Source organism: Saccharothrix sp. NBAS 001 (genome assembly GCF_056640475.1).
Genome location: NZ_CM153251.1, coordinates 1,587,990 through 1,609,074, shown reverse-complemented (window position 1 = coordinate 1,609,074; position 21,085 = coordinate 1,587,990). Strand labels below are relative to the sequence as shown.

37 protein-coding genes are annotated in these 21,085 nt (G+C 72.3%); 31 read left to right on the top strand and 6 right to left on the bottom strand.

The window, feature by feature from the left end; translation table 11 throughout:
• Positions 1–24 precede the first annotated feature (24 nt).
• The 21 genes from AC0HI0_RS07125 (at position 25) to AC0HI0_RS07025 (ending at position 10,878) form a co-directional block, all read left to right on the top strand.
• On the top strand, positions 25–306 hold the full coding sequence (locus tag AC0HI0_RS07125; protein WP_480931461.1) for a hypothetical protein: 282 nt from the start codon (positions 25–27) through the stop codon (positions 304–306).
• On the top strand, positions 306–1,280 hold the full coding sequence (locus AC0HI0_RS07120) for a hypothetical protein (RefSeq protein WP_480931460.1): 975 nt from the start codon (positions 306–308) through the stop codon (positions 1,278–1,280). The genes AC0HI0_RS07125 and AC0HI0_RS07120 overlap by 1 nt, the downstream gene beginning before the upstream one ends.
• A gap of 277 nt (positions 1,281–1,557) precedes the next feature.
• Complete coding sequence (locus tag AC0HI0_RS07115) at positions 1,558–2,712, top strand: hypothetical protein (RefSeq protein WP_480931459.1); 1,155 nt, start codon at positions 1,558–1,560, stop codon at positions 2,710–2,712.
• Positions 2,709–3,308, top strand: a complete 600-nt coding sequence (locus AC0HI0_RS07110; protein ID WP_480931458.1) for a hypothetical protein — start codon at positions 2,709–2,711, stop codon at positions 3,306–3,308. The genes AC0HI0_RS07115 and AC0HI0_RS07110 overlap by 4 nt, the downstream gene beginning before the upstream one ends.
• On the top strand, positions 3,305–3,649 hold the full coding sequence (locus tag AC0HI0_RS07105; RefSeq protein WP_480931457.1) for a hypothetical protein: 345 nt from the start codon (positions 3,305–3,307) through the stop codon (positions 3,647–3,649). The genes AC0HI0_RS07110 and AC0HI0_RS07105 overlap by 4 nt, the downstream gene beginning before the upstream one ends.
• The gene (locus AC0HI0_RS07100) at positions 3,646–4,470 is read left to right on the top strand and encodes a hypothetical protein (RefSeq protein WP_480931456.1); all 825 of its coding nucleotides are present in this window, start codon (positions 3,646–3,648) and stop codon (positions 4,468–4,470) included. The genes AC0HI0_RS07105 and AC0HI0_RS07100 overlap by 4 nt, the downstream gene beginning before the upstream one ends.
• On the top strand, positions 4,467–5,174 hold the full coding sequence (locus AC0HI0_RS07095) for a hypothetical protein (protein WP_480931455.1): 708 nt from the start codon (positions 4,467–4,469) through the stop codon (positions 5,172–5,174). The genes AC0HI0_RS07100 and AC0HI0_RS07095 overlap by 4 nt, the downstream gene beginning before the upstream one ends.
• On the top strand, positions 5,168–5,506 hold the full coding sequence (locus tag AC0HI0_RS07090) for a hypothetical protein (protein WP_480931454.1): 339 nt from the start codon (positions 5,168–5,170) through the stop codon (positions 5,504–5,506). The genes AC0HI0_RS07095 and AC0HI0_RS07090 overlap by 7 nt, the downstream gene beginning before the upstream one ends.
• 8 nt (positions 5,507–5,514) lie before the next feature.
• Positions 5,515–5,808 carry a hypothetical protein gene (locus AC0HI0_RS07085; RefSeq protein WP_480931453.1) on the top strand — a complete coding sequence of 98 codons (294 nt, stop codon included), beginning with the start codon at positions 5,515–5,517 and terminating at the stop codon, positions 5,806–5,808.
• Positions 5,798–6,052: a hypothetical protein gene (locus AC0HI0_RS07080; RefSeq protein ID WP_480931452.1), complete on the top strand. Its 255-nt coding sequence runs from the start codon at positions 5,798–5,800 to the stop codon at positions 6,050–6,052. Before AC0HI0_RS07085 ends, AC0HI0_RS07080 begins: the two co-directional genes overlap by 11 nt.
• Positions 6,049–6,333 carry a hypothetical protein gene (locus AC0HI0_RS07075; protein WP_480931451.1) on the top strand — a complete coding sequence of 95 codons (285 nt, stop codon included), beginning with the start codon at positions 6,049–6,051 and terminating at the stop codon, positions 6,331–6,333. The genes AC0HI0_RS07080 and AC0HI0_RS07075 overlap by 4 nt, the downstream gene beginning before the upstream one ends.
• Positions 6,330–6,713: a hypothetical protein gene (locus AC0HI0_RS07070; RefSeq protein ID WP_480931450.1), complete on the top strand. Its 384-nt coding sequence runs from the start codon at positions 6,330–6,332 to the stop codon at positions 6,711–6,713. Before AC0HI0_RS07075 ends, AC0HI0_RS07070 begins: the two co-directional genes overlap by 4 nt.
• 92 nt (positions 6,714–6,805) lie before the next feature.
• Positions 6,806–7,051 carry a hypothetical protein gene (locus AC0HI0_RS07065; RefSeq protein WP_480931449.1) on the top strand — a complete coding sequence of 82 codons (246 nt, stop codon included), beginning with the start codon at positions 6,806–6,808 and terminating at the stop codon, positions 7,049–7,051.
• Positions 7,038–7,334: a hypothetical protein gene (locus AC0HI0_RS07060; RefSeq protein WP_480931448.1), complete on the top strand. Its 297-nt coding sequence runs from the start codon at positions 7,038–7,040 to the stop codon at positions 7,332–7,334. Before AC0HI0_RS07065 ends, AC0HI0_RS07060 begins: the two co-directional genes overlap by 14 nt.
• Entirely contained in the window at positions 7,334–7,744 is a 411-nt protein-coding gene (locus AC0HI0_RS07055) for a DUF6248 family natural product biosynthesis protein (protein WP_480934264.1), read from the top strand. Before AC0HI0_RS07060 ends, AC0HI0_RS07055 begins: the two co-directional genes overlap by 1 nt.
• Entirely contained in the window at positions 7,741–8,850 is a 1,110-nt protein-coding gene (locus AC0HI0_RS07050; protein ID WP_480931447.1) for a hypothetical protein, read from the top strand. The genes AC0HI0_RS07055 and AC0HI0_RS07050 overlap by 4 nt, the downstream gene beginning before the upstream one ends.
• Positions 8,834–9,244 (top strand): hypothetical protein, encoded by a 411-nt coding sequence (locus AC0HI0_RS07045; RefSeq protein WP_480931446.1) that lies wholly within the window; start codon positions 8,834–8,836, stop codon positions 9,242–9,244. Before AC0HI0_RS07050 ends, AC0HI0_RS07045 begins: the two co-directional genes overlap by 17 nt.
• A gap of 74 nt (positions 9,245–9,318) precedes the next feature.
• A complete protein-coding gene (locus AC0HI0_RS07040; RefSeq protein ID WP_480931445.1) occupies positions 9,319–9,702 on the top strand; it encodes a hypothetical protein in 384 nt (127 codons plus the stop codon).
• Positions 9,699–10,361 (top strand): hypothetical protein, encoded by a 663-nt coding sequence (locus tag AC0HI0_RS07035; protein ID WP_480931444.1) that lies wholly within the window; start codon positions 9,699–9,701, stop codon positions 10,359–10,361. The genes AC0HI0_RS07040 and AC0HI0_RS07035 overlap by 4 nt, the downstream gene beginning before the upstream one ends.
• Positions 10,358–10,531 (top strand): hypothetical protein, encoded by a 174-nt coding sequence (locus AC0HI0_RS07030; protein ID WP_480931443.1) that lies wholly within the window; start codon positions 10,358–10,360, stop codon positions 10,529–10,531. The genes AC0HI0_RS07035 and AC0HI0_RS07030 overlap by 4 nt, the downstream gene beginning before the upstream one ends.
• Before the next feature lie 8 nt (positions 10,532–10,539).
• Complete coding sequence (locus AC0HI0_RS07025; protein WP_480931442.1) at positions 10,540–10,878, top strand: hypothetical protein; 339 nt, start codon at positions 10,540–10,542, stop codon at positions 10,876–10,878.
• Here AC0HI0_RS07025 and AC0HI0_RS07020 read toward each other — a convergent pair whose 3' ends face one another.
• Positions 10,879–11,094: a hypothetical protein gene (locus AC0HI0_RS07020; RefSeq protein WP_480931441.1), complete on the bottom strand. Its 216-nt coding sequence runs from the start codon at positions 11,092–11,094 to the stop codon at positions 10,879–10,881.
• Between the two features lie 129 nt (positions 11,095–11,223).
• On the opposite strand from AC0HI0_RS07020, the gene AC0HI0_RS07015 reads away from it, so the two are divergent.
• The 4 genes from AC0HI0_RS07015 to AC0HI0_RS07000 all read left to right on the top strand — a co-directional run bounded on the left by AC0HI0_RS07015 (position 11,224) and on the right by AC0HI0_RS07000 (position 13,956).
• Entirely contained in the window at positions 11,224–11,808 is a 585-nt protein-coding gene (locus tag AC0HI0_RS07015) for a hypothetical protein (RefSeq protein WP_480931440.1), read from the top strand.
• 13 nt (positions 11,809–11,821) lie between these two features.
• Complete coding sequence (locus AC0HI0_RS07010; RefSeq protein WP_480931439.1) at positions 11,822–12,424, top strand: hypothetical protein; 603 nt, start codon at positions 11,822–11,824, stop codon at positions 12,422–12,424.
• A gap of 124 nt (positions 12,425–12,548) precedes the next feature.
• Positions 12,549–13,043 carry a glycine-rich domain-containing protein gene (locus AC0HI0_RS07005; protein WP_480931438.1) on the top strand — a complete coding sequence of 165 codons (495 nt, stop codon included), beginning with the start codon at positions 12,549–12,551 and terminating at the stop codon, positions 13,041–13,043.
• 19 nt (positions 13,044–13,062) lie between these two features.
• Complete coding sequence (locus AC0HI0_RS07000) at positions 13,063–13,956, top strand: phosphotransferase family protein (protein WP_480931437.1); 894 nt, start codon at positions 13,063–13,065, stop codon at positions 13,954–13,956.
• Positions 13,957–14,346: 390 nt separating this feature from the next.
• Here the strand turns inward: AC0HI0_RS07000 and AC0HI0_RS06995 are convergent, their stop codons facing one another.
• Together AC0HI0_RS06995 and AC0HI0_RS06990 are read right to left on the bottom strand one after the other, a co-directional pair.
• Positions 14,347–15,153, bottom strand: coding sequence for a hypothetical protein (locus AC0HI0_RS06995; protein WP_480931436.1), 807 nt, complete (start codon positions 15,151–15,153; stop codon positions 14,347–14,349).
• Positions 15,150–15,404: a hypothetical protein gene (locus AC0HI0_RS06990; protein WP_480931435.1), complete on the bottom strand. Its 255-nt coding sequence runs from the start codon at positions 15,402–15,404 to the stop codon at positions 15,150–15,152. Before AC0HI0_RS06990 ends, AC0HI0_RS06995 begins: the two co-directional genes overlap by 4 nt.
• Before the next feature lie 208 nt (positions 15,405–15,612).
• Here AC0HI0_RS06990 and AC0HI0_RS06985 point away from each other — a divergent pair, with 208 nt between their 5' ends.
• Positions 15,613–15,960, top strand: a complete 348-nt coding sequence (locus AC0HI0_RS06985) for a hypothetical protein (RefSeq protein WP_480931434.1) — start codon at positions 15,613–15,615, stop codon at positions 15,958–15,960.
• 8 nt (positions 15,961–15,968) lie between these two features.
• On the opposite strand, the gene AC0HI0_RS06980 is transcribed toward AC0HI0_RS06985, so the two are convergent.
• The 3 genes from AC0HI0_RS06980 to AC0HI0_RS06970 form a co-directional block, all read right to left on the bottom strand.
• Complete coding sequence (locus tag AC0HI0_RS06980) at positions 15,969–16,484, bottom strand: hypothetical protein (protein WP_480931433.1); 516 nt, start codon at positions 16,482–16,484, stop codon at positions 15,969–15,971.
• Positions 16,485–16,588: 104 nt separating this feature from the next.
• Positions 16,589–16,867: a hypothetical protein gene (locus AC0HI0_RS06975; RefSeq protein ID WP_480931432.1), complete on the bottom strand. Its 279-nt coding sequence runs from the start codon at positions 16,865–16,867 to the stop codon at positions 16,589–16,591.
• A 98-nt stretch (positions 16,868–16,965) separates the two neighbouring features.
• The gene (locus tag AC0HI0_RS06970; RefSeq protein WP_480931431.1) at positions 16,966–17,433 is read right to left on the bottom strand and encodes a RapZ C-terminal domain-containing protein; all 468 of its coding nucleotides are present in this window, start codon (positions 17,431–17,433) and stop codon (positions 16,966–16,968) included.
• A 104-nt stretch (positions 17,434–17,537) separates the two neighbouring features.
• Here AC0HI0_RS06970 and AC0HI0_RS06965 point away from each other — a divergent pair, with 104 nt between their 5' ends.
• The 5 genes from AC0HI0_RS06965 (at position 17,538) to AC0HI0_RS06945 (ending at position 21,071) form a co-directional block, all read left to right on the top strand.
• Entirely contained in the window at positions 17,538–17,894 is a 357-nt protein-coding gene (locus tag AC0HI0_RS06965; protein ID WP_480931430.1) for a hypothetical protein, read from the top strand.
• A gap of 103 nt (positions 17,895–17,997) precedes the next feature.
• Positions 17,998–18,228, top strand: coding sequence for a hypothetical protein (locus tag AC0HI0_RS06960; protein ID WP_480931429.1), 231 nt, complete (start codon positions 17,998–18,000; stop codon positions 18,226–18,228).
• Between the two features lie 193 nt (positions 18,229–18,421).
• A complete protein-coding gene (locus AC0HI0_RS06955) occupies positions 18,422–19,165 on the top strand; it encodes a DNA-methyltransferase (RefSeq protein ID WP_480931428.1) in 744 nt (247 codons plus the stop codon).
• Between the two features lie 129 nt (positions 19,166–19,294).
• Positions 19,295–19,831 carry a helix-turn-helix domain-containing protein gene (locus AC0HI0_RS06950; RefSeq protein ID WP_480931427.1) on the top strand — a complete coding sequence of 179 codons (537 nt, stop codon included), beginning with the start codon at positions 19,295–19,297 and terminating at the stop codon, positions 19,829–19,831.
• Entirely contained in the window at positions 19,812–21,071 is a 1,260-nt protein-coding gene (locus tag AC0HI0_RS06945; protein WP_480931426.1) for a PBSX family phage terminase large subunit, read from the top strand. Before AC0HI0_RS06950 ends, AC0HI0_RS06945 begins: the two co-directional genes overlap by 20 nt.
• Positions 21,072–21,085: the final 14 nt, after the last annotated feature.

Below are 21,085 nucleotides of genomic sequence, written 5' to 3'. Positions count from 1 at the left end.
CACCGTCACCACCTGGAGGCCGCTGTGGCGATCCGGATCAACCTGCTCAACGGCCGCACCGCCACGGCCCCCATACGCCCCCTGCCCGAGGAGCACCTTTACGCCGAGTGCCTGGCCGGGCGGATGCCCGCCGAAGTGCTGCGCACCTCGTTCCGGCAGGGGGTGCTGGCCGAGCTGCACCGTCTCGGCTGGACCGACCGGGAGATCGCGATCCACACCCGCATGACCCTCTACACCACCGCGCGCATCCGCACCGACCTCGGCCTGGCCCCGAACACGCGCCCGGCGGACGGAGCCGTCGCCTGATGTCTCCGTCGACGCCCATCCACGAACCCGGCGAGCCGCCGCTGCGGCCCGCCGGTCGGTTCGAATGGGAGCGGGTCCTGCGCCGCGCGGAGATCCCCGGCCGCACCAAGTTCCTGGCGCTCGTGCTGTCCACCTACGCCGACCAGGACGGCACCCGCGTGCGCCCAGGGCTGTCCGTCCTGGCCGCCGACACCGGCTTCGGCGAGCGCTCCGTCCGCCGCGAACTCGCCGTGCTGCGCGACGACCTGGGGCTGATCGAGCAGACCTCCAGGGGCGGCGGACGCGGCGGCCGTGGCAAGGCCACGGAGTTCCGGCTGGTGTTCCCGCGCGACCTCCTGGACCGCGTCAACCTCCGACCCCCGACCGAATCACCGGCCACCCAGGCGGCCGGTCAATCCCCGGAATCACCGGCCACCAGCGGGCCGGGTCAATCCCGCCCACAGCCTGTGGACAACTCCGAATCACCGGCCACCCAGAAGGCCGCCCAATCCCCCGACGTCCCCAGTGAACACCCGAAATCACCGGCCGGAGCCCTGGCCCCTGAAAACGACTTTCACCGGCCAGATAACACCGTCACGGACCGAATGACCGGCCAAACCGAACCGAATGACCGGCCACAGCTGTGGCCGGCTACCAAGTCACTTAAACCAACCACCAAAGACCAACCACCTACCGGGCACCCAGCGCAACCACCGACCGCGCGCGACCTCGACGCCCGAACCCGGGTCCGCCTCGCCGCCATCGCCAACTGCGCCCTGTGCGACCCCCAGGGCTACGCCGGCCGCGTCCTGTGCGACCACGACCCCACCGCCCCCGACCGGGCCGCCAAGGGCCTCGCCGCCATCCGCGCCGCCCTCCCCGCCGGCCGAGGCGCAACCCGACGCCGCGCCACCGCCGGCAAACCCGGCCTCGGCCGCCTCGACTTCACCCCCACCACCCGCCGCGAACCCCCACCCACCGAGGACCCGCCATGACCCGCCACGGCCGACGCAAAACCGGCGGCTCGGGACCCGGCTTGTTCCGCTGGGGGCCGCACGGCGAGCTGCCCGACGAAGTCCGCGACAACCCACTCACCCGCCGCTGCGGGTTCTGCGGCGCAGCACCCCGCCAACGCTGCCGCCGACCCAGCCACGGCGGCTGGGTCGAACTCCCCGACCGCTTCCACGACGCACGCAAGGCCGCCCCACCAGTCGATCAGCACGGCCCCGAAACAGGCCCTCAGACCGCCGCACAGCCACGAAAGGCCCCACCGTGACCCAGCCACCCCAGAACCCGCCCGGCGAAGCTCAGACGATCACGGTCCGTCCCTCGGCCGAGCCCGTCGCGCACAACCCCTGCTGCGCCGCCCACGGCAAAGCGCTGACCTGCGCCGACTACCGCCGCAGCCACCACGTCGAGATCCGCCCCTGCTGCATCGTCGACGCCGCCCGCCTCGCCGGCGAAGCCACCACGCCCACCCACGTCGCCATCACCGACGGCCCGCTCATCGGCGAACGCGGACGCCTCCTCGGGCTCGCTCCCGACTTCGAGGGCAACGCCCACGTCCGCGTCCAGATCGACCACACCGTCACCGGCGAGTACGCACCCCGCGCCGACCACGTCCGCCCCGTCGACCCCACCGACACCGAGCAAGCCATGTGCGACGCGGTCGTCGCCGGCCACATCGCCTACGCCAACCACGACGGCGACAGCGCCCAAGGGATCGTCCGCGCCATCCTCGACGCCGTCCTGCCCGTCGCGACCAGCCACCTCCGCGCCGAGATCGACCGGCTCACCGCCGGAGCCGACCCCACCCCGCGCGACCCCGCCGCATGGCCCACCCCCGGCCAGTTCATCGCCGACTGGAACACCAGCGCCGAACGCCGCCTCGAACTCGCCCAAGCCGCCATCGGCAACGCACAGGCCGCCGTCGAGTGCATCACCGCCCGACACCAAGCCCGACTGCTCGACAGCGACCAGACCCTCCGCAACCTCGCCGTGCTCCTCGAACGCGCCCACGGCCCCAACGAACTCGGCCTCACCGCAGGACTCCAGCGGCTCATCCAGCAACGCGACGACCTCCGCGCCGCCGCCCAGGGCTACCGCGACGACCGCGACGAACTCCAGCGCACCATCACCCGCCAGATGACCCGAATCGGCGAGCACAAGGCCAACATCGACCAGCTCGTCGCCGAACGCGACCAACTCCGGGACCGGCTCGAAGCCGAGCAGGCCGACCACGTCATCCAGATCGCCGACGACGACTGGACCATCGAGCACCCGGCCAGCTGCTTCCGACACGACTGCGCCATCGACTGGGCCGAGCGCGACCCCCAGTTCGCCGCCAGCCTCCCCACGCCCGGCCGCTACACCTGCACCCTCGACGCCGACCAGCGGATCGACATCGGACCGGCGGTGACCCCGTGACCAGCAGCGACCACCCACGCGACCAGGCCGACCGGTCGCCCGCCGGCATCGCGCGCGTCAACGCCGACCCGGTCCGGATCGATGTCCGCGACGTCGTGCTCGTCGACGGACAGGCCCGCGTCGTCATCGGCCATCTGACCGTGCCGGCCCTCCAGCTCGACGCCATCCGCGCGGAGAACATCACCGACATCCGGCTCTTCGACCCCGACGACAACCACCGCGCCGGACTCATCCGCATGTGCGCCAAGGCCGTGCTCGGCGAGCAGGCCGCGCTCGCGCTCGTCGACCAGCTGCTGGCCGCCGGTGAGCACGACCAGGCCGAGGCCGTGGTGCGCCTGGTCGTCGCCGGCGTGCCGCCCGTGCTGGTCGACGCCCGCATGGCCGCGCTCGCCGCGCGGCTCGGCGACGCGCTGGACCACCTCGTCCTCGCGTTCGACGACGCCGCCGACACGCTCCGGTCCCTCGTGGACTCCCTGCCCGACACCCCGCCGAGCGAGCCGCGCGCCCGCGCCCTGTGGCTGCGGCAGCACCGCAACACCGGCCCCCAACCCGCCCGCCGCGCGCCCCGCGCCCTCAACCCCAGGCGAAACCGATGACCACCGACCGCAGGCCGCACCCGACCGCGACCGGAGCCGAACGCGTGCGCAACACCGCCGCCTGGATCGCCCGCAACGCCCACCGCTGGAGCGGCGGCGCGCTGCGCCTGCACGGACTGCGCGCCCGCACCGTGTTCCGCTGCCGCCCCCTGCTGCTGCCCGCGCACCTGCTCCCGTGGCAGCTCGCCACCCTCCAGCACGGCCTCGCGGTCACCGGCCACCGGATGCTCCGGGACGGCCGGATCGTCCACACCAGCACCGTCCGCCCGCCCGCCCTGACCCTCGACGGGCACGCCTACCGCAACCGCACCCGCCGCCGCACCCGAAAGGCGCTCCGATGACCACCCGGCAACCCCGCAAGAACCCCGCACCCGCCGCCGCCCTTGTCGAGATCACCCCCGAGATGGCCAAGCAGTGGCTCGCCGAGCACAACACCCGCAACCGCAACCTCTCCCACACCACCATCGCCGCCTACGCCCGCGACATGACCGCCGGCCGCTGGAAGAACGCCGGCGAGACCATCAAGTTCGCCGCAGACGGCACCCTCCTCGACGGCCAGCACCGCCTCGCCGCCATCGCCCGCGCCAACGTCACCATCCCCACCTACGTCGTCCGCAACCTCGACCACGACGCCCAGGACGTCATGGACTCCGGCCGCAAGCGCTCCGCCGCCGACGCCCTCACCATCGACGGCGTCAAGTACGCCGGCCGCTTGGCCGCCGCCGCGCGCATCGCCCTCTCCCGCGACAACGGCGGCACCGCGAAGTCCTCGAACTTCACCAACGCCGAGGTCCAGGCGTACATCCGCAACGCCCCCGACCTCGCCGACGCGGTCGAACTCCTCGGCCACCTCACCCACAGGGTCCCCCTGCCGCCCAGCGTCAGCGACTACTGCTTCTGGCTCCTGTACCGCGTGGACGCCGAAAGCGCCTACGTTTTCTACGACCAGTTCGCCAGCGGAGCCGGCCTCGACGAGGGCAGCCCCATCCTCGCGCTGCGCCGCCGCCTCGCGGGCGACTACGGCGTCAACCGACGCACCTCCCACGATGAGCGCATCTCGCTCGTCATGCGGGCCTGGAACTACTGGCGACGCGGAAAGTCGGTGCGGAAGCTCCAGACCACCAGCCGGGCCGGCCAGATCGACATCCCGGAGCCGAAATGAGCTACCGCGACCTGCCCGCGCTCCTGGCCGCCATCGAGGAGGCCGCGGCCGAACGGCCAGCCGGCCTCGACACCACCGCGTTCGTCCCCTGCGCACGCCCCGACTGCGACAACTTCGCCGTGCGCTGGCTGTCCCCCTACTGCTGCCCGGACTGCGCCCGCCGCGTCGCGTCCTGGGTGGACCAAGCCGGTCGTCAGGACCACGCGCTCCCCGAACCCGCGCCGGTCCTCCGTGCCCCGGACGGCCGCGACACCCTCAACCCCTCACCCGGCGTCCCGCGCCGCATCGACGCCCCGCCGGTGCACCCCGCCGTGCAGGCGATGCTGGAAGACCACCGCGAAACGATCGACAGCGCGATCCGCGCGGAGATCGAGCGCATCGAGCACTCGGGCACGCGCGAGGCGATGCACGCCTACAACGTCTTCACCAGCACGACCCCCGACACGTCCACGCGCGACCGCTGGGACGACGCCCTGCGCTACGCCCGCTCCAGCCCCAACCAGGGCGTGCTCGACGGCGACTGGGGACGTCCGACCCACGTCGACAGCATGGGCCACGTCGCGCACGGCTGCGCCATCCAGCCCGCCGCAGACCTGGAGCAGGCCCCCGCCGCCGATCCCGAGCCGGCCACCGCCAAGCCCCGGCCGAAGCCACGCCCGCCGTGGCGACGCCTCCTCGACACCCTTCGGAGGATCCCGTGGTAGCCGACTGGGAAGCCGAATTGCTGCGCCACAACCAAGTCCGATCCCCACGCAGCCCCGTCCCCGCCCGATCGCCCTACCAGCCCGGCGACTGGGTACGCGTCCACGGCTACGGCGGCCACCCCAACGGGCCAACCCGTTGGGGCTTCAGGGGATTCGTCACCGGCAGCCTCGGCGACACCATCCTCACCGGCGTCACCGACGACGGGCGCGGCTGGGCCGAGTACTGGGGCACCCTCGGCCCCGACCAGCCCAACGCGGACCCGTGGCCCTACTGCACCTGCTGCCCGCGCCGCCGGCTCGCCCCGAAACCCGCCCAGCTCGGCCTGTTCTGAGGAGACCCATGAAGTACTCCCTGTCCCTCCTGCGGCACAGCGTGTGCGGACACGGCCTCGGCTTCACCAACGCCGCTGCCCGCCACCTCCTCGAACAGAACCGCGTGCACCTCGCGCTCCAAGGCCACACCGGGTGGGAGATCGTCGACCAGGCCGACGACGCCACCATCACCGCGGCGTTCGCCGGCGACCTCACCGTGCCGTGCGGCACCTGCGAACGGCACCTGCTGTTCGACGGCAAGGCCGTGCACATGTACGCGGGCAACGGCCTGCGACAGCCGGGCGGCATCCATGGCCGATGACCGCTGCGAGCTGACCGACCTGCTCGTCACCCAGTGCGCGTGCGCCCGGCACCGCGGCGGGTTCACCCCGGCGGAGGAGGCCGACAGCCTCGGTGACCCGAGTGGCCGCACCTACCCCGCCACCTGGCCCGGCCGCTGCGCCGAGTGCGGCGAGCGCTTCGCGGTCGGGACGCCGATCCGCGCCCAGCAGACCCCCGCCGGCACGGTGTGGGTCGCCGACTGCTGCCCCGAGGGGGACTGGTGAGCGCCGCCCGCACGCCGGCCGTGCTGCTCACCCTCGTCCTGGCCGCCTGCGCGAGCGTCGAGCACGGCACCGTCACCGACAAGCGCTGGTACGACGAGTACACCACCGTGCTGCCCGTCTACACCTACGACGGCCAAGGCCGGGTCACCGGCTTCTACCTCCAGGAGGTGTTCACCCCGGCCTGCTGGCAGGTGTGGCTGCGCAACGGCGACGACACCGGCTCGCTGTGCGTCGAACCCGACGCGTGGATGCGCGCCGAGATCGGCGGGCAGTACCCATGACCGGACTGCTCGCCGCCCTCGGCCTGCTCCGCCGCGAGGAGCTGCGTGCCGAGCTGCTCGCCGAACTCGCCGCCGCCACCGCGTGGGAGGTGCGCGCGCTCGCCTCCCCCGGGATGTACGTCCACGTCGGACCGCACCGGCTCGGCCTGCCGCCGTCCCACCCGGCGCTGGGCACGATGCACACCATCACCGCCGCGCTCGTCAACGGCCACGTCCGACCCCACATCGTCCACGGCGTGCCGTCGCCGAGCCCGCGCCCGACCACCCTCCCCGCCGGCACCGGCGTCCCGCTCGCCTGGGTGCACCTGCACGCTGGCGCGCTCACCGTCCACCAGCACCAGATCGCCCGGTGCGCACGATCCGAGGCAGGGCAGCCGTGATCCCGGCCGCGCCAAAGCGCGCTCCCGCTGGCACGACCACGAAACCCCCACCCCTCAACGAGACGAGCGCCGCCGGCGCGGAAGGGACCGCAGTGCCTAGCGCATCCGACGTCGACGCCAAGCCCTACCTCCCGCTGTACCTGATCGACCTGCTGGTGCGGGTCGAACGCGGCGACAGCTACCGGCAGATCGCCGCAGCCACCTACTGGTCCGAAGAGGGCATCCGCGCCCGCGCCGCCGCCACCAGGACCGCACTAGCCGCCACCACCACGATCGCCGCCGCCCGCCGAGCCCGCACGCTCGGCCTGCTCCCAGAGGACCAGCATGGACAACCTTGAGCCCGCCCTCGTCGCCTGGGTCGACCAGCACATAGCAGCCGCCAACGGCAGCCTCGACGACCTCGTCGAAGCCGCGCGCATCCGGCTCACCCGGTCCAGCCCCGAGCAGACCGTGGTCGCGCTGGCGAACACCCTGCGCCGCATCACCGGCGCGCCGATCCGCCACGCCACTCTCACCGCCGTGGCCGTGGTCCGGCTCGCGCGGCACGAGACCACCCCCCGGGCCTCGGACCGCGCGGCGGAGCACACCGCCGGCGGCCAAGCCCCGGAGCCGGGGCCGTGATGACCACCGAGGCCGCCGCGTGGGTGCGCGAGCACGTCTGGACGCCCGGGATGCGCAAGCAGTTCCGCGAGTCCCCGGCCTTCTACCTGAGGTGCGCGTGCCAGTACAGCGCCAGCGGGCACTGCCAAGTAGGGCGGCACCAGGTGTGCACCGCCGCCGTCCCGCTGCCGTCCAGCGAGACGGCCGTGCTCAAGCGCGGCGGCACCCACGGGGCGCAGTTCACCGAGCAGCACTTCCACCGCTCTCGAACCAGCCGGACCGGGACTCGCCGGCACGGCTACGCCGAGGTGTGGCTGGCCGACCGGGTGTGCCGCTACCGCTGCCCCTGCGACTGCCACGGCCCCGAACCCGAACGCGTCCGCGTGCCCACCCAGCTCGACCTCTTCCCCGACCACCAGGAGCGACCGTGACCACAGAGGAACAACTGGCCGGCGTCCGCTGGCGGATCGTCCTGGGCCCGCCCGGCGCGCCCCGGGTCTGGCCGCTGGCCGAGGACACCGACGCCTACCAGGTCGCCCGGCTGCTCACCGAAGCCCGCCGCACGTGGCCCGACGCGTACGCCCAGAGCTGCCCGGTCGGCCGGTGGCGCGACGCCTCCCCCTGGCGGCGCGGCCCTGCGCCCGGCGACGGCACCGGCGACGTCGACGAGGACGTCCGCCGCGTCCTGGAGCACGTCTCCGCCGGCCGGAAGTTCGTCGACGTCCAGCCGTACCCCGACGCCGCAGCACGCCGCGCGCTCGGCAGGCTCCTCGACGACGAGGTGGCGCGCGAACTCCGGCAACTGCGCGCGCTGGCCGTTAACACGAACGACGCTAGCCCGAACGGCCCTGTAACAAGGGGGGTAATAAAATCACCCCGATTGTCACACCTCCGCTGGCCTGCGGCTCTCGACTGGTCCGACCTTCAGGCGCTCGTCCGCTACCTGCTGGCCAAGCTCGGCGGCGAAACCGTGCTGACGGCGGAGGAACTCGCCGCAGGCCCGCCCGGCACGGACTTCGCGTGGTCCGAAGCTCTCTCCGCCGCCGGCGAACGACGCGTCAAGCTCCTCGGCACGCCCGCCGCAGCCGGCTCTGAGCGGTTCGAGTGCCACCTCGCCGTCCACGTGCCGGGCCACGTGCCATGCCCGCACTGCCGTCCAGCCGCGCCGCCCGCCCAACCGGATACCCCGCGCGAGCACCAGGTGCACGTCTACGAGGACACCGACAGCGTGCGCAGCCCCGGCTGGTACGCCGCCGAGTGCGAGGAGCCGGAGTGCGGCTGGACCACCAGCGGCACCGAACCCGTCGTCGAGGTCACGGTGGCCGAGCACCGGGAGGCGTCGCTCGGCCCGTACACCTGCGCCCGCTGCGGCCACCGAACCGGTGGCTGCGCGCGCTGCGGCCAAGACGACTTGTTGCTGGGCGGCCGGATCGGCGACCAGCGGTTCTGCCACACCTACGGCTCCCTCACGTCCTGCTACGCCGTCCACACCGGACTGCACCCCACGGAAGGAAACGCTGATGGGCACCTCGACTGACGGCATCCTGGCCTACGGCTACGACCTCGGCAGCCCGGACCAGTGGCTCATCGACCAGGCCGACGAGGACGGCAACTGGCAGCCAGCCTGGCTCGGCGGCCAGCGGAACAACGGCTACAACGTCCACGACGCCGGTGACGCCCGGCTGCGCGACGCCGGACTGCACGTGGAGTTCGTGCACCACTGCCACTCCGAGTACCCGATGTACGTCCTCGCCGCCCACCACGTCACCGCGAACCGGGGCGATGTCGACCGGATCGACTTCGCCGCGCTCGACGCCCAGCGGATCGCCGAGGACTGGGACGGCAAGCTCGGCCGCGCCTGCGAAGTCCTCGGCATCACGCCCGCCGACCAGCCCCGGCCAGGCTGGCTGCTCGTCTCGTACTGGGGCTGACGCCCACCACCCGCCCGCCGCGCGGGCCCGGCAGCGTCCGCCTAGCCCGCGCCCCACCCGTAGGAGCCACGCCGGTGCACAACCACCAGCACCACCAGCTCGACCTCGCCGACTGGCTCGTGCACATCGCACGCGCACCGAAGCACCACCAGCACGGCATCGTCAGCCCCACCCTCGACACCGCCGAGCAGCACGTCCTCCGGCCCGTGGTCGCCCTCACCTCGCCAACCGCGGCGACGTTCGACCGCACCAACCGGATCGCCCGCGTCCTCGGCCGCCGCGTCCTGGTGTTCGTCGAGCGCGACCTGCACCTGCTCGATCAGGCGATGCGCGGCATGACCCTCCACAGCGCGTGGGTCGACCCCGCCGTGGCCAGCGGGTCGCCCCTGTGGTTCGCCGTGCTGAGCCGCGTGGACAAAGGCCACGACATTCGCGACAGCCGGGTGTTCCCGCGATGAACACCGCCGACTGCCGGTCCTGCGGCAGCGAGATGTCCCCGCTCCGCTACGCCTGCGAGCGGTGCGTGCACGCCACCCGCCGCCGCCTCGACGAGCTGCCCGTCCACGTCGTCGTCCTGGAGGCCAGCCTCACCCCCGGCGGGCGCGCACTCGACCCCGGCCCGCGCTCCCCCGGCTACGAGAGCCGGCCGCCCGTCTCGCTCGACGTGCTGGCCGCGCTCGATCACCGCAGCCACGCCACCGGCACCGGCCCGGACGACAACCCCGACGAGGCCACGCTGTCCGTGCCCGGCTCGCTGCACCGGATCGCCCTCTACGTCTCCGGCCGGCGCTACGAGGACGAGCTGACCGACTGGCTCGTCCCCCGGCCGCTCACCGTCTCCGTCCTGGCCGGCTGGCTCCGCACCCACACCGAGTGGTGCGCCCACCAGCCCTGGGGACCGTCCTACGTGGACGTCATCCGCGCCCTGCACGCACAACTGCGGCGACAAGCCCACGACACTCCGGAAAGATCGTTGGGGGTGTGCATCGAGCCCGGCTGCGGCGGCACCGTGTGGCCCGACCGCGACGACGACGGCGGACGCTGCGCCAACAACCCCCACCACATCTACAACGGACTCAACCTCGCCCGCCTCGCCTACCCACAGGAGACCGCGTGAAGATCCGCATCATGGGCACGCCGACCGAACTCGACGCCGCCGTGCACACCCTGCGCCTGGCGTTCGAGGTCCAGGAGGTCAGCGCGCCCTACCCGAACCGCGGCGATTCGACCCTGAGCCGCGTGTACGTCGAATGCGTCGTCCCGGGCCTCACGGCGGCCCAGGAGTGACCCGCTGGGTGCCCGACCACACGCTGGAGGCCCCCGAGGGCCACACGTGGATGAAGCCCGCGCCCGAGGACTGCCCCGACTGCCCGTGCTGCACCACGGCCCTTTGCGAGACGGCGCTCCAGTACGGCACGCACTGCCAGATGCACGTGGAGCGCGCCGCCGACATGGCGGACGTGTCGCAGTGCCCCTGCGCGGCCACGGCGATGGACCTCGGACTCGCCCGCCACTACCTGCACAAGGCCACCGCCGAGCAGCGCGCCCGGTTCGACAGGATCACCGCCCCGGACAAGGTGGCCAGGATCAAGGCCCTGGCCACCCGCCTGGCGTCACCGCACGGCACCGACTAGTCAGCGATCCTCGTCCTGGTCGTCGATGCGCACGCACTCGGTCGGGGTCACGCGGTAGACGTGGCCCATGCCGGACATCGCGATCTGCTCCGACAGGCGGTACGTGGGCAGCGGCCCGGAGGTCGTGCCCCAGTGGCCCGACGTCCAGCCGGTGTGCACGAGCGGGAGGTCCGAGGAGTACCCGGCCGCGAGGCACGTCCGAACCAGGCACTCCACGAAGGCGCGTCGCAGAGCGACATGCCAGTAGTACGCCAGTAGTACGCCAACTCCGGCGGGAGCCGGATTGTCAGTGGTACCACTGACATTCCGACCCCTCACCGCTCTCACCCGACGTCCGGAGCCGACATGACCCGAGTGTCCGTCCTGCCCGATCTGGTCGTGACCCACGACCTGTACGAGGCCGCCGCGGCCGGTGTCGCCGAGCACGTACCCGACCTGCCGCTGACCTGGGAGCGGATCACCGACCCGCTGTCCTGGTGGCTGATCCCCGAGGCCGACGGATCCCCGTCCAAGGCCGAACTGGTGCTCGCCCGCGGCGCGCACCTGACCGTCAAGCTCAACCTGTGGTTCGCCCCGGACCTGAGGGGCATGCCCCACAACCATCCCTGGGACGAGTTCACCGGCCACGTCCTGTCCGGCGGCTACACCGAGGACCGCTGGGAACTCGACACCGACCTCGGCCGCGTCGTCGACCAACTCGGCGCGCGGCACACCACCGGCACCGCCAACCGTGTCGCCAAACACGTGTTCCACGAGGTGCGCGAGATCCACGACCCGGGCCGGACGCTGAGCCTCATGGTCTGCGGGCGGGGTGTCCGGGGCGACTGGGGATACCTGGACGACTCCGGCCGGTATCTGCGCCACACCACCCAGCCCGTCGAGGGATTCGACCGGATGCTCGCGGACCTGAACCCGCACCACCCCGCCTGAACGGAGGACGACGATGACCACGACGACCTACACCGAGGTGGCCTCCGCGCCCGGCGCGTGGAGCGCCCGGCTGCTGGTCCCGGGAGCCCCGATCGGGACCGTCCACACCGTGCTGGCGGGCCTGGCCGCGGCCACCGGCACGCCGGTCACCGCGTACGTGTCCGGCGGCGACGGCGACCCGGTCGACGAGCTGCTGCTCGTGCGCGACCCCAGCCGCACCCGCGGGTGTCCCGCGGTCGGCGAGTACGAGTCGCTGGCCGCCCGGCTGGCCGGGGAGAACGGCTGGCGCGCGGCGCGGGACCCGGCCCGGCGGGGCGTGCTGGTCGGCATGGGTCTGCGGGAGGGCTACGAGCCGACCGCGCCCCGGCACACGCTCGACGAGGTCGAGCGCCTCCTGGCGGGCCACGGCGACGGGTGGCGCTGCCGGGCCGCGCGGCTGGTCTCGGCGAGGCCGCTCGACGGGGAGATCCAGTGGTACGACGAGGTCGGCGCGGTCGTGGAGACGGGGGCCGGGACGACGGCGGCCCTGGTGCGGATGGCCGCCGCCTTCCGCCAGGACCGGTTCGCGGTCACCGACTACGAGGCCGGCCGGACCTTCGTCCTGGCCGCCGCGTAGCCCCGCCACCGGCGGGCGGGGCGTGGGCGTCGGCACGTCCGGGCGGCCTACCCGATCGGGCGTGACGTCCGCCGGGACCCGGTGGCTACGGTCGGGTGTCGGTGGACTACGGGAGGTGGGGACCATGTCGGTGACGACAGCGCGCCCGGTCGCGGCGCGCACGCTGGTGTCGGCGGCGTTCTTCCGGCGGGTGACGGTGCGGGTCGCGGCCGAGCACGGGATGGAGTTGGAACGGGCGGAGCGGGTGGTGGACCAGGCGTTGGCGTTTGTCGCCGCGTCCGGGACGTTGTCCGCCGGCGCGCGGATGTCGCCGTCGCCCGCGGTGGATGTCGGCTGGCACACGCTGATCCTCTACACCCGCGAGTACGCGGAGCTGTGCGAGCGGGTGGTGGGCCGGTTCGTGCACCACGTGCCCGACGACGACCCGACCGGCCGCCACGAGCGTGTCGGGCGCGCCCGTGGTGGGATGGCCGTCGACGTGATCCGGCGCGCGGGCTACGCGGTGGACGACGAGCTGTGGCCGGTCGGGCTGGGCGCGGACTGCGTCGAGGAGGGCAACTGCGGCGCGTCGGGCGCGGACGGGAACGAAAACCAGGACACCCGACTCCCGCCCCCCTGACATCGAGGAGGAGTTGTTCGTGAGGACGTGCTGGGCGGACCTGCCGGAGACGGTGCGGGCCGAGGTCGAACGCCACGTCGGCGAGGTGCGCGACGCCCGTGACGTGCACGAGGGGCAGAACAGCGACGCCTGCGCCGTGCTGACCACCGCGACCGGGACCGTGTTCGTCAAGGGAGCCAAGGGCGTGAACATCAGGCGCCGGTGGCTGCGCAACGAGCTGTCCGCCGCCACCCACACCGGCGGCATCGCGCCACGGGTGCTCGCGCACGTCGACGTCGACGACTGGCTGGTCGTCGCGTTCGAGCACCTGCACGGCCGGGCCGCGTCCCTGGCACCCGGCTCGCCGGACCTGCGGGTGGTCGCGGACCTCGCGATGATGATCGGCCTGCAGCCCGCAGTGGGGCTGCGCCCGCTGACCGACCGGTGGGCCACCACCGACTGGTGGCCCCGGCTCGCGGCCGAGGACCCGGACGCGGTGCGCGGCCTGGACGTCGCGCGGCTGGACCGGCTGACCGGCCTGCTGCCCGGCCTGGTCGAGGGCGACCGGCTGGTGCACACCGACCTGCACGGCGGGCAGATCCGGATCGACGACGCCGGCGGCACGGTGCACGCGGTCGACTGGGCGATGCCCGGCGCGGGCCCGGCGTGGGTGGACCCGGCGTTCCTGGTCCTCCGGATGGTCGAGGCCGGGCACACACCCGACGCCGCCGAGGACTGGGCGCGCCGCACCGTCCCCGCCTACAACGACGCCGCCGACGAGCAGTTGGACGCGATCGCCGCCTACCTGGCCGGGATGTGGAGCAGTTGGGCCGCCGCCCCGGACCCGGCACCAGGCGCGGCGCACCGGGCACGGCTGGCCCGCGGCTACGCCGCCCACCGACTCGCGCTGGTCGGCACGACGCGCGGAGCCTGACCCTCCCGTCGGTGACAGTGCGTTGTCGGTGCCGCACGGGAAGCGTCCGGTCGCCACGGATTGAGCGGCTGAATGGGTGAAAACCCGTGCCTTGCCCGTAAGCGGAGTGTTACACAGGTGTCAGGTCATCTCCCCTCACGGGGCGGGTCCACTGTGGAGGGTTTGCGGAGGCCCACCACAGGAACCCTCCCTACGTCGGCCTGGCGGCACCCGGCCGTCTGCGCGACCCGGCGGGCGCATCCTCCCCCCTGTGCGCCCGCAGCCCCTCGGGGCCGGACGGGTCGTCGCGGCGGTGCCGCCGGGCCGGCGAACCCCCAACGCCGTCGAACAGACTCCAGCGGGTCAGCGGCTGGCCACCGACCGGGTGGTCTCCGTGGTCGTGGTGCCGCGCTACCGGGCCTCGGCGGACGTGTCGGGCTCGGGCGGTCGGGTGCTGTGGTGCTCGCGGGCGTGGTGGTAGCCGATCCACATGTTGCTCCGGTCGACCGGCGGGAAGTGTTGGGGCAGCGGCTTGTCGAGGCTGGCGATGCGGGCGGCTGCGCGGTCGATCGCGGCCAGCAGGGTCGGGTACCTGACGCGCAGGTCGTTGCGTCCCTGGCCCGTCCGCAGCCACTCCGCGACCAGTGCCGAGGTCTTCATCGGGACCAGGTCCGGACGCAGGTGCGCGTCGCGGATCACGCGCGCCGCACGGGGGCCGTACTGCTGGCGGCCCCGGTGGTGGTCCAGCGTGTCGCCGAGGACGGACACCACGCCGACCAGATTGCCCACCAGGTAGGCCGGATCGGCGTCGCTGGAGAACTCGGCGCGGGCCAGGGCGCGCGGGCCGGGCAGGTCGTTGCCCGCGAGGAGCCGGCTGCCCCGCTGCCGGCTGATCCCGAGCGCGGTGCTGGCCTCCTCGGTGGACCTGCCGTCCACGACGAGCTGCCCGACGCACAGCGCCCGCACGTACTCCAGCGCGCCCGGAAGCTCGTCGGCGAGCCGGGTGACCGCGTTCCACCGGGCGACCGGGTCGGCGATCCGGCTGAGCAGGGTGCCCTGGACGTAGGCCAGCGCAACCTGCACCGGGTCCTCGTCCATCTCGCGGCGCAGGCGCTCCAACGCCCACTCCGCCTCTTCCGCGGTGAGGTCGTCGTCCGGGGTCAGCGCGTCGATCATCTCCTGCCGCTCGTCCGGAACGCCCTCGGGCAGGCCGGTCACGCGGCCCACTCCTTCGCCTTGACGATCGCGGCGTCGACCTGCTCCGGCGTCGCGGTGAGGTGCTCGTACACGCTGAAGCTGTTGTCCGGGCAGTCGCACGGGTCGTCGTGGCAGTCGGTCTCCATCGAGAAGTCGTCCGCGAGACGCGCCAACTCCTCCCGCGTGGCCTCCCACCCGAAGCTCGGCGCGAGGTTGTACGCGCGGAAGGCCAGCTGCCCCACGATCATCCGGTTCATCTTGTCGTCGTCCACGTCGCTCTCCACTCTTGGTGTAACCCTGTCGGTTTACAGACTAGCAGAGTCGTAAACCGACAGGGTTACAAAGAACCGCCTTCGGGGGCGACATCACCCGATCGGACCTACACTCCGCACCCATGCGGACCCACCTCGCCGACCGGCAGTGCGCCGACGTCCGCGCCCCGCTCGACACCACCACCGCGACCTCCGTCGAGGCCGGCCGGTGATGGAGCGGGCGCGGGTCGCCGGCGTCGCCCGCACCGACGTGCTCGTCGCCGCCCCGCTCGACGGCCGGCGCACGATCCACCAGGCCGCGCACCTCCGGCCCCGCTGCCCGCACTGCGGTGCCCGACTCGACCCGGGCCGGGTCCTCTCCGGCTGGTCGCCCGGCCCGCGACGACGCCACCACTGGTGCCTGGAGTGCGACACGCCGTGGAGCGTGGTCGACAACCCCGGGGCGCTGGTCGACGCGCTCGCCGACCACTGGCTGGCCCGCAACGGGCTGGGCGACGTGACGCCGGCGGACGCCCGGGAGCGGCTGGCCGGGCTGCACGTCCCGGTCCCCGGCTGACCCCGCCGCTACTTCGGGACGGGACCGGGCTTGCGCTTGCGGGTGGCCGCGTACCGCTCGGCGACCGTCCGCAGCCACCAGCCCGGAACCACGGGCTTCGGGAACGGGTGCCCCAGCCCCTCGGACTCCGACTTCCGGCGTTCGCCCTCCAGCTCGCTGATCCGGTTCGGGCCGACGCCGCACAACTCGGCGAACCCGGCGGTGTTGACCATCTCCGGGATTCCGTGCGCCTGCACCGCGACCCGGCGGTCGACCTCCGCGTCGGAGAGCATCTCCAGCGCGACCCACCCGGTGACCGCGATACCCCGGTCCGCGAGCGCCGCGACCAGGCGGTCGCACTGCCGGGCCAGCGCGGCGGCCGGGTGCCCGTCCGCCTCGACCGCGGCGACGATCCCCACCTGGTCGTCGCGCAGGACGACCGACGCCAGGCCGTCACCGGCGACGACCTGGCCGACCGTCGACGCGTGCAGGATCTCCAGCGGCCGATCGACCTCCGCCACCGTGCTCAAATTCCATGTGTTCACTTGGCTATCATCCCCTAGTTCGGCGTACCCGGTCAACGAACCCCGCGGAGTACCCTGGGGGCGGGGCGAGGGTGATACCAGCACCCTCGCCCCGCCCCGGTGGATCACTCGTCGGAGTCGCCCTCGTCCTCCATCAGGGCCTGCCACTCCTCATCCAGCTCCGGCGGCCACGGCCACTCCAGACCGCTGACCACGATGAGCGACATCAGGATGATGCCCAACCGGCCGTCGTCCTCCTCTTCCAGCAGCACGAGGGGGATGATGTGCGTGTCGCCGTTCGGGGACCGGAGTCCGACCGTGCCGACCGACTCGCCGACCAGGACAACCCAACCCTGCTCGGCGGCAGCGGTCAGGATGTCCTCTCCCAGGGGGCTCAGCTCCACGGGATTTCCTCTCTGTAGTTGTTGTGGCGTAAGCATATCAGAGATAGCCAAGTGATCCCAAGGAATTAGGGGGGATCAGTTCGCCGACCGGCCGATCCTCACGACCGTCCATCCGGGACGCGCCCCCGGTCTGCCGCGCCGGACGCCCGCCGACCTGCGAGAACCGGCCGATCGACATCCCGGTGCACGATCTCCGTACCCCAACCCCGCGCCCGACCACGCCACCCCAACTGGTCCGCGATCACCACCGACCGGTGCCGGCCACCGACGCACCCGACCGCCGCGACGACCGTGCCCAGGTCCAGCTCCACCAGCACCGCCAGCGCCCGGGAAAGGTGATCCACCAAGGACGGCACGCCGCGTGTGCCCAGCACGTTCGCCACCACCTCGTAGTCCCGGCCGGTCATCGCCCGCAGTCGGGGCGACACGTGCGGGTCACGGAACCACTCCCGCACGTCGAGCACGAGATCGGCGGCAGGGGCAACCCCGTGCCCGTACCCGAACGACACCAGTCTCAGACGCGGCGCGACGGCCGAACCTTGTTGCGGCTCAACGGAATTCAGCATGAATCCACCGTCGCGGCCGGACCGGTCCGGCCGCGACGGTTGCCTGTCGCCCTACTCCGCTGGCGAGCCTGGAAACCCAGTCCGCTCGACGGCACAATGGCTCCATGACCGACCTCGCCGACTGGTTGCGCTCCACACTGGACGACCTCGCCGCCGGCCATCGCCGCGCCGTCGAGCGCGACGCCACACAGCTCGGCGTCGACCCGGCCGAGCACGCCGAGCAGGAACGCGCCGACGACCCGGACGGGTTCTGGGCGCTCTGGGACGCCCACGACGCCGTGTTCACCGCCGTGCTGACGTACGAGGCTCAGATCGACGGCGAGCAGGGATGCCTGCACGACAACGACCAGATCGCCGCCGGCCTCTGCCCCAAGACACCCACCAACGAGATCGCGGGACTCCGCGCGCTCGCGCTGGCCTACCAGCACGCCGACGGCTACCGCGAGGAGTGGCGACCATGACCGCGTCCGACGTGCTGGTCACCATGCTCGCGGCGTGCAGCCTCGCGCTCGCGCCCTCGGACTGGTGGTCCGCACTCGGCGCTCTCTTGTATGGACGCTGGCCGTGACCGCCGCCCTGCCGCCGGGCCGGCTGTCCCTCCGCGACGTCCAGACCGCACTGATCGCCGAAGCGCGGCGCACCGGCGACCCGTACTGGATCAGCATCACGCCCGGCCGGCTGCGTGTGATCAAGCACAGGCACCTCACGAAGGGCCCGGGATACGACCCGGTCGAGCTGGTCCGGTGGCTCGACGCTCACCGACCGACCACGACCGGCGACTTGACCATGGCCTGACCTGCATGTAACGCTTCCACCGGGCAGAGCTGTGCCCACATCGGACTACCACCGCCAGGTGTGCCGGGATCGGCTCCGGCAGGGAGCCCCGACGGCCCGTTACAGGCCGTCGGGGCTTCGTCATTCCTCGACACCTCTCCCCAGATCACGAGGAATGTTCACAAAACACACCACATGACCTGGGGAGAAATCAATGCCCTCGACCTACGTCGTGCACCACGGCGACGCACTGGCTATCCTGCCGACCCTGCCATCGAACTCCGTCGACGCCGTCATCACCGACCCGCCCTACAACAGCGGAGGACGCACCAACTCCGAGCGGCGCAGCGCCACGGCCGCAGGCAAGTACGTCTCGGGCGACGCCCACGCCACCCTCGCCTCGCTGCCCGACTTCACCGGCGACAACCGCGACCAGCGGGCCTACATCATGTGGCTGTCGCTGGTCTTGTCCGAGTGCCTGCGCACCACCCGCGATGGCGGACACCTCCTGGTGTTCACCGACTGGAGACAGCTACCGGCCACATCGGACGCACTGCAAGTCGCCGGCTGGACCTGGCAGGGAACGATCGTGTGGCACAAGCCGATCAGCCGCCCCAAACGTGGAGGTTTCCGCTCGGCAGCGGAGTTCGTGCTGTGGGCGTCGAACGGCAAGTACGACTCGGAACGCGAGCTGTACCTGCCCGGCGTGTTCAGTGCGAGCCAGCCACGAGGACGCCAACGCAGACACATCACACAGAAGCCCGTAGAGGGCCTGATGCGCGAACTCGTCGACATCTGCCCCGACGGCGGAACCGTGCTCGACCCCTTCACCGGATCCGGATCGACGGGGGTTGCGGCCCTGGAGACCGGCAGGTCATTCGTGGGCGTCGAACTATCCGATCGCTATCACCGCGTGGCACAGGAACGCCTGGCCGCAGCGGAGCAAAACTCCCCGTAGCGGGTGCGCGGGGAACCGGTCGTAGCCGCTGCACTGCGGCGGAGCGCGGCTACGACCACCCCCTCCGTCCGCGCGGGCGCGCGGCCACCAGCCGGACCCCGTCCGCGATCCGCGGGGAGGTGGTCCCTCATGGTCAGCACCCCCCTCACGCCCGAGGAGCAGGCCCGGATCCGCGAACTGCACGCCGAGGGCGCGACCCGCAACGACATCGCCCGCGCGCTGGAGCGCAGCCCGTCGACCATCACGAAGTTCTGCGGCAAGGTCGGCCTGAGCTTCGACCGCGCCGCCACCAAGGCCGCGACCGCGGCGAAGGTGGCCGACGCCAAGGCGCGCCGCGCCGACCTGATGAACAGGCTCCTGGAGGAGTCCAACCGGCTGCTCGACCAGCTCTGGTCGCCCACGACCCTGCACTCCTTCGGCGGCAAGGACAACTCGTACAACAGCCGGCAGGTCGAGCAGCCGCTGTTCCGGGACCAGCGCGACATCATGGGCTCGGTCAGCCTCGCCCTGAACGCTTCGATGCGCCTGGACCACCACGACACCGATGGTGGTGCCGAGGGCGCACGCAGCATGGTGACCGCGTTGTTCGCCGGCCTCCAGGCCGCCGCCGACCAGCTCGGTGACGACGACCCCGAGGCACAGCCCGATGACGCCAGCAGCGATTGACCTCGACCGCGTCACGAAGATCCTGAGCCGCAAGCAGATCCGCAGCATCGTCGGAGCGCAGTCCACCCCGCAGATCGCGCTGTGGTCCGGCGCGGTGTCCTCGGGCAAGACGATCGCGAGCCTGGTCGCGTTCCTCATCGCAGTCTCGGTCGCCCCGAGCCACGGGCTGATCGTGATGATGGGCAAGACCAAGGACACCATCGAGCGGAACCTCATCGAGGCGTTGCAGTCGCCGCTGCTGTTCGGGCCGCTCGCCGGGCACGTGCACCACACCAGGGGCTCGAACACCGCCTCGATCCTCGGGCGCACCGTCCACCTGATCGGCGCGAACGACGTGCGCGCCGAGGACCGTATCCGGGGCATGACCATCGCGCTCGCCTACGTGGACGAGGCGACACTGCTGCCGCGCGGCTTCTGGATGATGCTGCTGTCCCGACTGCGGGTTCCCGGCGCGAAGCTGTTCGCCACGACCAATCCGGACGGTCCCGGTCACTGGCTGCGCAAGGACTTCATCCTGCGCGCCGCCGAGGTCGGCATGCGGCACTGGCACTTCGAGCTGGCCGACAACCCCAGCCTGGAGCAGTCCTACGTCGACCGGCTGCGGACCCAGTACGTCGGGCTGTGGTTCCGCCGCTTCATCCTCGGCGAGTGGTGCCTGGCCGAGGGCGCGGTCTACGACATGTGGTCCGACCGGATGATCGTGGACATCCTGCCGACGATGACCCGCTGGATCGCGCTCGGCATCGACCACGGCACGACCAACCCGTTCTCGGCGATGCTGCTCGGCCTGGGTGAGGACGGCCGGCTCTACCTGGCCGACGAGTGGCGTTACGACTCCAAGACCGCGCACCGCTCGCTCACAGACCACGAGTACAGCGAGCGGGTCCGGCACTGGCTCGGTGAGCTGAAGGTGTGGCCGGAGTGGACCGTGGTCGACCCCAGCGCGGCCGGCTTCGTCCAGCAGCTCTACCGCGACGGCCTCACCCCGCGACCGGCGAACAACTCGGTTATGGACGGCATCCGCACCGTGTCCAGCCTCATGGCGACCGACCGGCTGCGCGTGCACCGCTCGTGCAAGGGCTGGATCGACGAGATCGGCGGCTACAGCTGGGACCCGAAGAAGGCCGAGAAGGGCGAGGACGCCCCGATCAAGGTGGACGACCACTCGCTGGACGCCGGCCGGTACGCGATCAACACGACCGAGGTCACGTGGCACGACCAGCTTCGCCAGGCCGCGTGAACCGCCGCACCCAG

Excerpts from the sequence above, each read along its gene's own strand:
- AC0HI0_RS07070 (WP_480931450.1), top strand. The coding sequence starts at position 6,330 with ATGACCGGACTGCTCGCCGCCCTCGGCCTGCTCCGCCGCGAGGAGCTG.
- AC0HI0_RS06970 (WP_480931431.1), bottom strand. The coding sequence starts at position 17,433 with ATGCTGAATTCCGTTGAGCCGCAACAAGGTTCGGCCGTCGCGCCGCGT.
- AC0HI0_RS07060 (WP_480931448.1), top strand. The coding sequence starts at position 7,038 with ATGGACAACCTTGAGCCCGCCCTCGTCGCCTGGGTCGACCAGCACATA.
- AC0HI0_RS06950 (WP_480931427.1), top strand. The coding sequence starts at position 19,295 with ATGGTCAGCACCCCCCTCACGCCCGAGGAGCAGGCCCGGATCCGCGAA.
- AC0HI0_RS07105 (WP_480931457.1), top strand. The coding sequence starts at position 3,305 with ATGACCACCGACCGCAGGCCGCACCCGACCGCGACCGGAGCCGAACGC.
- AC0HI0_RS07045 (WP_480931446.1), top strand. The coding sequence starts at position 8,834 with ATGGGCACCTCGACTGACGGCATCCTGGCCTACGGCTACGACCTCGGC.
- AC0HI0_RS07010 (WP_480931439.1), top strand. The coding sequence starts at position 11,822 with ATGACCACGACGACCTACACCGAGGTGGCCTCCGCGCCCGGCGCGTGG.
- AC0HI0_RS07080 (WP_480931452.1), top strand. The coding sequence starts at position 5,798 with ATGGCCGATGACCGCTGCGAGCTGACCGACCTGCTCGTCACCCAGTGC.
- AC0HI0_RS06945 (WP_480931426.1), top strand. The coding sequence starts at position 19,812 with ATGACGCCAGCAGCGATTGACCTCGACCGCGTCACGAAGATCCTGAGC.
- AC0HI0_RS07015 (WP_480931440.1), top strand. The coding sequence starts at position 11,224 with ATGACCCGAGTGTCCGTCCTGCCCGATCTGGTCGTGACCCACGACCTG.
- AC0HI0_RS07055 (WP_480934264.1), top strand. The coding sequence starts at position 7,334 with ATGACCACCGAGGCCGCCGCGTGGGTGCGCGAGCACGTCTGGACGCCC.
- AC0HI0_RS07100 (WP_480931456.1), top strand. The coding sequence starts at position 3,646 with ATGACCACCCGGCAACCCCGCAAGAACCCCGCACCCGCCGCCGCCCTT.
- AC0HI0_RS07035 (WP_480931444.1), top strand. The coding sequence starts at position 9,699 with ATGAACACCGCCGACTGCCGGTCCTGCGGCAGCGAGATGTCCCCGCTC.
- AC0HI0_RS07005 (WP_480931438.1), top strand. The coding sequence starts at position 12,549 with ATGTCGGTGACGACAGCGCGCCCGGTCGCGGCGCGCACGCTGGTGTCG.
- AC0HI0_RS07120 (WP_480931460.1), top strand. The coding sequence starts at position 306 with ATGTCTCCGTCGACGCCCATCCACGAACCCGGCGAGCCGCCGCTGCGG.
- AC0HI0_RS07095 (WP_480931455.1), top strand. The coding sequence starts at position 4,467 with ATGAGCTACCGCGACCTGCCCGCGCTCCTGGCCGCCATCGAGGAGGCC.
- AC0HI0_RS06955 (WP_480931428.1), top strand. The coding sequence starts at position 18,422 with ATGCCCTCGACCTACGTCGTGCACCACGGCGACGCACTGGCTATCCTG.
- AC0HI0_RS06965 (WP_480931430.1), top strand. The coding sequence starts at position 17,538 with ATGACCGACCTCGCCGACTGGTTGCGCTCCACACTGGACGACCTCGCC.
- AC0HI0_RS07085 (WP_480931453.1), top strand. The coding sequence starts at position 5,515 with ATGAAGTACTCCCTGTCCCTCCTGCGGCACAGCGTGTGCGGACACGGC.